Source organism: Kitasatospora sp. NPDC127035 (assembly GCF_042726075.1).
In the GTDB taxonomy this organism is placed as follows: Bacteria; Actinomycetota; Actinomycetes; order Streptomycetales; family Streptomycetaceae; genus Kitasatospora.
Genome location: NZ_JBHXDN010000132.1, coordinates 1 through 6,627 on the forward strand (window position 1 = coordinate 1; position 6,627 = coordinate 6,627).

The window sequence follows — 6,627 nt, forward strand, 5'->3', positions numbered from 1 at the left end:
CTGCGGGGTGTTTTCTTAACCTTCGGGCCCTGTTGGGTGGGGGTTGCGGGCGGCTGCCCCCCCCCGCCGTTGGTTCCCCCGTCCGGGTTCCGCACAACCCCACGACTGCTGAGGGGCTTCTGCCGATGATTGTCGCTTCATACGGTTGGGGGTCGTGTTTCGCCGGTGACTGGGCCTGGCGGTCAGGTGGTGAGTGTGGTGATGGCGTCGCCGATGTACTTGGCGCCGAGGATGCCGAGGACGGTGGTCATGATGGCGGCGTTGTGGACGGACATCCAGGCTTTCCAGCCGTCGAGGGTCTTGGCGGAGCGTTCGCCGCCCAAGAGGTAGACGGCCAGCGGCACGGTGGTGCACAGCGAGGCGACGGCGACCATGAGGGCGGCCGCGACGGTCTTGCCGCCAGTGCCCGCGGCGCTGCCCGCGATCACGAGGGCCCCGCCGACGACGAGGACCAGGTTCTTGGGGTTGGCGACGGCCAGCGCCGCGGCGAGGCCGGCGGACTTGGCGGGGGTGAACCGGTCGATCGCCTTCATCCACCCGGGCGGGGCCGCGACGTGGCCTTCACGGGGGCGGCCGGTGAACTGCTTGACGGCCAGCAGGACGAACAGCACGCCGAGGGCGAGCTTGACCCAGCCGGTCCACGTGGCCGGGGGCCCGTCCCCGCCCGAGGCGTCTGCGCCGGAGCCGGCCAGGACCAGCAGTGCGATGGCGGCGGTCAGGGACAGGGTCCAGCCGGTGGCGAAGGCGATGCCGTTGGTGCGGCCCTTGGGGGTGGCGAGCATCAGGATGACGGCGATCAGCGGCAGCGGGCTGATGGCGATGCCGACGGCGGAGGGCAGCATCTGCCCGATCGGGTCCCCCACGGTCAGCTTCCCGCGGTCAGTGCGGGCAGGGTCCAGGTGCCGTCCAGGACGGCCGGATCGGCCGCGTACATGCGGATGACGACGGTGAACGGCCCGTTGGGTGCGGGCAGCCAGTTCGCGGCCCGCTGCGGGTCGGCGGGGCGGGTGTGCTGGACGTGCAGGGTGAGGCCGCCGTCCTGGTCGTAGACGAGCCCGGGGGTGCGGTCGCCGATGGAGTAGCGGTCGGCGGGGTTGTCCACCAGGAGGCGTTCGGGCAGGCGGTACATGGTGGCGGACCAGAAGAACCGGGCCTTGGGGAGCCGGTCGGCGGCGAAGTGGATGGTGTAGTCGCGGCTCGCTGCGTTCGGGGGCCGGTTGCCGGCGTCGTCGGTGACCCACCCGCCGTACCAGGCCTCGGCGGCGGGCAGCGCGTACAGGCCCTTGTCCGCGGCGACCGAGCGGGTCAGGTAGTCCTCGCCCAGCTGCTCGCGGGTGCCGAAGAAGGAGCTCGCGTCGGTCGCGGAGTCCAGAACGGCGGCCAGCCGCTCGCGGCCGTCGGCGATGCCCTGCTCCATGGCGGTGCGGACCTCGGGTGCGAGGTCGGCGGGCTCGAAGGTTCCGGAGCCGTCGACGCCGAGGGCGGCCAGGCGCTCGCGCAGGTCCTTCTGGGCGGGCAGGACGGGGAAGAAGCCGAGGAGGAAGTCCAGCACGGTGAAGAACTCGATGCTGGTGCCCGCCTCCTCCCGCCAGATGGGCCAGTCGGGCTCGGGCGCCGGGGCGGGGGTCTCGTGGCCGGTGAATGCGCTCAGCGGCCGCAGCCGGTACTGCTCCTGGACGGCCTTCAGGTCCGCCACGTCCGCGTCGGTGATCCCGGCGAGGTAGGTACGGCCCACGCAGCCCACGAGCTGGGTATCCGCGTGCAGCACCCCGGCGATCCCCTCGGGTGCCTGGCCGTCCCAGCCGGGCCCGGCGATCAGGTGGTCGCCCGCGTCCTGCCCGGTGGTGCGCGGGCCGACGAACCCGACGTAGGTGGTGTCGAGGTCGTGGAAGGGCATCACGTAGTAGCGGTTCATCACTGGCACCGACAGCACCCACGGCTCCGCGCGCAGGTCCAGCCACGCCCACGAGTACGGGGTGTCGTTGTTCGGGGTGACGACGTCCGTGTTCTCCGGCCGGGACGGCTGCGGGTAGTGCCTGAACGTTCCGAACCCGCCCGCGTAGCGGTGGTCGTCCGCGTCGACGGCCTGCGCGTACATCGTCCGATAGTTCTCCAGCATCGGATGCCCGTACAGCCAGCCCCGCGCCGCCGTCTCCCGTACCGTGTCCAGATCTGCACCGTTCATGCGCCGCCACCCTCTCCGCAGGAATATGCCCTATTTGTACTATCTGTGACCGGGGAGGCGCGGCACCGGCACGCAGGCCCGTCAGCACCTGACACCGACGGCAGGCGCGCCCACGGCCCGGGATGCGTGGGCGGGGGATCGCCCATAGCGTCTGGGCATGGGCGATGACGTGAGGCTTCCCGGCGGGCTCGGTTCGGTGCGGATGGACGGAGAGCTGCCCGAGCGCGAGGACCTGGGCCTGGTCTTCGACGAACTCGACCACCAGATGGCCTGTCAGGCGTACCTGTGGGCACTGCCGCTGGTGTCCTACGCGCAGTGGCAGCAGGTGCACCGGGAGGTGTTCGGGGCGGGCCCGTTCGACCTGGTCCATTACGTCACGTACCGGGACCGGCTCGGGCTGATCACCGCGAACGCCACCACCCCCTACATCCTGAACTTCGTCGACCTTGCCAGCACCGGCCCGCTGGTCATCGAGCTCCCGGCCGGCGCGACGGCGGGCGGGGTGTCCGACTTCTGGCAGCGTGAGATCGCGGTGATGGGCGAGATGGGCCCCGACCAGGGACAAGGCGGCCGCTACCTGGTCCTCGCGCCCGGGCAGCAGGCTCCGGCGGACACCGAGGGGCTGCGGGTGCTGACCTCCACCGGCACCAACATCATGTTCGGGTTCCGCACCCTGGACCCCGACCCCGGCCGCTCCAAGGAACTGGTGGACGCGGTCCGGCTCTACCCGCACGGGCAGCGTGACAGCGCGTCCGCCACCCGGATCGTCTCCCCGGACGGCCGTCCCTGGTCCGGCGACCAGCCGCGCGGCCTCGCCTACTGGGAGCGCCTGCACGCCATCTACCAGGACGAGGTCGTCGACGAACGCGACCGCTTCTTCCTCGCCATGCTCAAGCAGCTCGGCATCGAGAAGGGCAGGCCCTTCGCCCCCGACGAGCGCCTGGTCCGCATCCTCACCCGGGCCGCCGCCGCGGGCGAGCTCATGGCCCGGGCGAACTCCTTCGCCAAGCGGTTCGACGGCTCCCGGTACTGGGACGACCGGCAGTGGGATTTGGTGCTGATGCTGGACCGCTCCGACCAGCGCGCCGAGCACCACGACCAGCTCCTGGAGCGCGCGGCCTGGTTCTACGAGGCCGTGAGCTTCTCGGCCGCCATGAAGAGCCAGACCCCCGGTCAGGGCCAGGCATACCTGGCCACCTACACCGACACCGACGGCCAGTGGCTCGACGGCGGCCGCTCCTACACTCTGCACGTGCCCGCCGACGTCCCCGCGAAGCTGTTCTGGTCGGCCACCGTGTACGACGCCGCCACCCGCTGCCTGATCGACAACCCCCAGCAGCGCGGCGACCGCGGCTCGCGCGACCCCGACCTGACCTGCAACACCGACGGCTCGGTCGACCTGCGCTTCGGCCCCGAACCCCCCGCCAGTGGCGAGTCGAACTGGGTGCAGACCCTGCCCGGCCGGCACTGGTTCTCCTACTTCCGGTTCTACGGACCCCTGGAGCCGTACTTCGACCGCACCTGGAAGCTCGGCGACATCACCCCCACCTGACCCGCCGCCAGACACTCCCACGGCCACGGGAGGCACCAGGTGCAACCGGCCTGATCAGGCTGCCAGCGGTCCCTCGGCCGCCTGGCCAAGCGGGTTTGCTGCCTGGTCAGGCGGTGGGTCATCAGAGTGATCGTGGCCCAGTTGCGGTGGGCTTCGGACAGCCCGGGCCCGGGCGTCTCCGCGCACACCGTGGTCCTCGCGGCCGAAGGCGTCGTCGCCCGCGACTTCGTGGAGACCCTCGTACTTCCCGACGGCCGCACCGCCCTGGTCCAAGGGGATGCGTCTGGCCACGGCGTCGAAGCGGGACTGCTCGCCGTCCAGGCCAAGAGCGGCGTCGTCGCACTGCGCCTGGGCCGCAGCCCCGAGGTCGCCGCGGCCGCCGCCTGGTCCGCACTCGCCCGCGAGGACGAGCGGTTCACCACCCTGGTCGTCGTCCTGGTCGACCCCCGCCGCCGACGCATCACCTGGCTCAACGCAGGCCACGAGATCGCCCTCCTGCGCCGCGCAGACGGTTCCGTGCAGCCCCCTGCCGCGACCGGCCCGGTGATCGGCTCGTTTCTCACCGATCCCGAACACGCGTGGGGGACCCGCGAGACGGCATTCGAACCCGCGGCAGACCTGCCGAGGAGTGTCCGGCCCGGGAGGCGCTGGACCGCCTCGGTGACCGGTGGACTGCTCTCGTCGTGGCACTCCTGGAGGAACAACCGCGCCGGTACGGCGAGTTGAATCGCCATCTGGAGGGCGTGTCGGCACGAATGCTGACCCTGACCTTGCGGCGACTGGAACGGGACGGGGTGGTGCTGCGCCTGGTGAGACCCACCGTTCCTCCCCGCGTGGACTACGAACTCACCGATTCGGAGCGCGAGTTGTGCGAGGTGTTGGCGGCGGTGGCCCGGTGGGCGGACCGGCACGGCGCAGGCATCCGCCGCAGCCGCACCGAGTACGACGGCGGGCGGGTGGCCTGAGCCGCATCCGCCCGTGGTCGTCGTCGGCCTCGGTGGGTCCCCGGGCCGCTGGTCAGCTGCCGACCGCCGTCTGCCGTTCGAGGCCCTCCAGCCGCTGGAGCAGGTCGCCGCAGTGGGGGTCGCCGATGTCGGTCATGAGGGCCAGCGCCTTCCGACACAGGGGTTGGGCGTCCTGTGGGCTGCCCGCCTTCGGCCAGGCTCAGGCCGGGCCGGCTGGCTATCTGTTCGGCGGCCACCCGCAGCGCCAGCGGCAGCCGGCCGCAGCGGCGCTTTCGGCGTCGACCCGTTCGGGCCCAGCGTGCGGCTCAGCAGGTCCACCGCGTGGGACCGTGGCAGGGGCGCGAGGGTGATCCGCCGTGCACCGTCGCGTGCGACCAGGCCCGCCCATCCGGCTGCGGCTGGTGACCAACACCGGACAGCCCGGCGAGCCCGGCAGCAGAGGCCTGACCTGGGCTGCGTGGGCCGCGTTGTCGAGGAGGATCAGCACCCGCCGTTCTGCCAGGAGTGTGCGCAACAGGGCGCTGCGCTCCCCGATGGCGGACGGAATGGCGTCCGGTCGGCCCTGAGCGCGCGCAGGAAGCCGTCCAGCACCTCGTTCGGCTCCCGCGGACCGGCGCCGCTGCCGTGGCCGGCCAGGTCGGTGAAGAGCACACCCTCCGGGAACCGCGGTCTCATCCGGTGTGCCCAGTGCACGGCCGGCGCTGTCTTGCCGATTCCGCCCATGCCGTCGAGGATCCACACCCGGGGCCTGGTGGCGTTCGTACGGCCGGGTGCGGCCAGGGACGCGGGCAGTGCCTCGTCGAGTGCGCCCAGATCGGATGCGCCTCCGGTGAATGCGTGGGGTGGCGCGGGCAACTGGTCGGGGGCTCGGGAACCGCAACTGGCGGGTGCAGCTGCAGGTGTGGGCGCTGCCGACTCGGCCTGCCCCGGCGTCTGGGCCGTGGCTGGTGCGAGGCGGGAGACATCGACGCCGAGCGCCCGGGCGCAATGGGCTGCCAGTGCCTCGGTCCGGTTGCGTCGGCCGTTCTCCACCCGGCTGAGGTAGCTCTTGCTGTAGCGGGTGGCGTGTGCCAGTTCGGCGAGCGAGACGCCCTGCTCCTGCCGCAGTCGTCGCAGGCTCTCACCGAATTCCATCGTGCTCCCAGCTTTTGGTGATGTGCCGTCTGCGGGGGTGTGCTGCCCCGGTGTTGCCAACGCGCACCTGGCAACGGGCAACGCCTTGTCCGCTGCCCGGGTGCCCCGAAGGGTGGGGCCGACGGGCTGCCCCAGGGGGAGCCCGTCGCGCCAGCCTATACGCGGCCGGTCGCAGCCGTGTGTGTCCCGGCTGCGGTCCGGCGCGCGTTCGATGTGAACAGTCCCGAGGAGTCCAACGGTGCCAAGGGTGTCCTTCCGTCCCGCCGCGGCAGCCGTCGCGGTGTCCGCGGTCCTCGTGCTGGCTGCGTGCGGCTCGGGCGGGAAGGCGGCGTCCCCACCCGGTACGGCGGCGCCGACCCTGCTGCCCGGGCCCGTGCCGACGTCGGGCGGCACCGCGTCCGGTGCGGCCCCGGTCCCTACTGGCACGGGGGACTGGCACGGGGGCTTCGGCATCCACCTCTTCCCGGGCCCCCGGCGCGACCCCGCCGGTTCCGGGCCGGCCGAGCGGTACGGCCCTGCGGCCACCGGGTCGCCGGGCCGGCCCGGAACCGGGAGTGGGAAGAGTGGCGCCGACCTGGTCGGTGGCCGGACCGCGATCGGCGCCCTTGAGACCTTCCAGGGGCTCAGCGAGCACGACAAGTTCGTCTTCGTTGAAGTGACGAACAATACGGGCGGCATCCGGGTCGATGACTTCTTAGAAGACATCTCATTTGGGTGGGTTGAGTAGACTCCGAGTGTGCTGATCGTTGAGCGGCTGGTGCCGGATGAGCTGTGGGAGTTGTTCCAGTTGG

At 71.9% G+C, this 6,627-nt stretch carries 6 protein-coding genes; 3 read left to right on the forward strand and 3 right to left on the reverse strand.

From position 1 onward, the window contains the following. Positions 1-182 precede the first annotated feature (182 nt). On the reverse strand, positions 183-863 hold the full coding sequence (locus tag ACFWIC_RS40335; RefSeq protein ID WP_380522120.1) for a GAP family protein: 681 nt from the start codon (positions 861-863) through the stop codon (positions 183-185). Positions 864-865: 2 nt separating this feature from the next. Next, a complete protein-coding gene (locus tag ACFWIC_RS40340; RefSeq protein WP_380522122.1) occupies positions 866-2,185 on the reverse strand; it encodes a DUF1254 domain-containing protein in 1,320 nt (439 codons plus the stop codon). A 157-nt stretch (positions 2,186-2,342) separates the two neighbouring features. Here ACFWIC_RS40340 and ACFWIC_RS40345 point away from each other — a divergent pair, with 157 nt between their 5' ends. The 3 genes from ACFWIC_RS40345 (at position 2,343) to ACFWIC_RS40355 (ending at position 4,702) form a co-directional block, all read left to right on the forward strand. Next, positions 2,343-3,737 (forward strand): DUF1254 domain-containing protein, encoded by a 1,395-nt coding sequence (locus tag ACFWIC_RS40345; RefSeq protein ID WP_380522124.1) that lies wholly within the window; start codon positions 2,343-2,345, stop codon positions 3,735-3,737. Positions 3,738-3,878: 141 nt separating this feature from the next. Continuing rightward, a complete protein-coding gene (locus ACFWIC_RS40350) occupies positions 3,879-4,463 on the forward strand; it encodes a PP2C family protein-serine/threonine phosphatase (RefSeq protein ID WP_380522126.1) in 585 nt (194 codons plus the stop codon). Then, entirely contained in the window at positions 4,421-4,702 is a 282-nt protein-coding gene (locus tag ACFWIC_RS40355) for a winged helix-turn-helix transcriptional regulator (RefSeq protein WP_380522128.1), read from the forward strand. Before ACFWIC_RS40350 ends, ACFWIC_RS40355 begins: the two co-directional genes overlap by 43 nt. 480 nt (positions 4,703-5,182) lie before the next feature. Here ACFWIC_RS40355 and ACFWIC_RS40360 read toward each other — a convergent pair whose 3' ends face one another. Next, positions 5,183-5,836, reverse strand: coding sequence for a helix-turn-helix domain-containing protein (locus tag ACFWIC_RS40360; protein WP_380522130.1), 654 nt, complete (start codon positions 5,834-5,836; stop codon positions 5,183-5,185). Positions 5,837-6,627 lie beyond the last annotated feature (791 nt).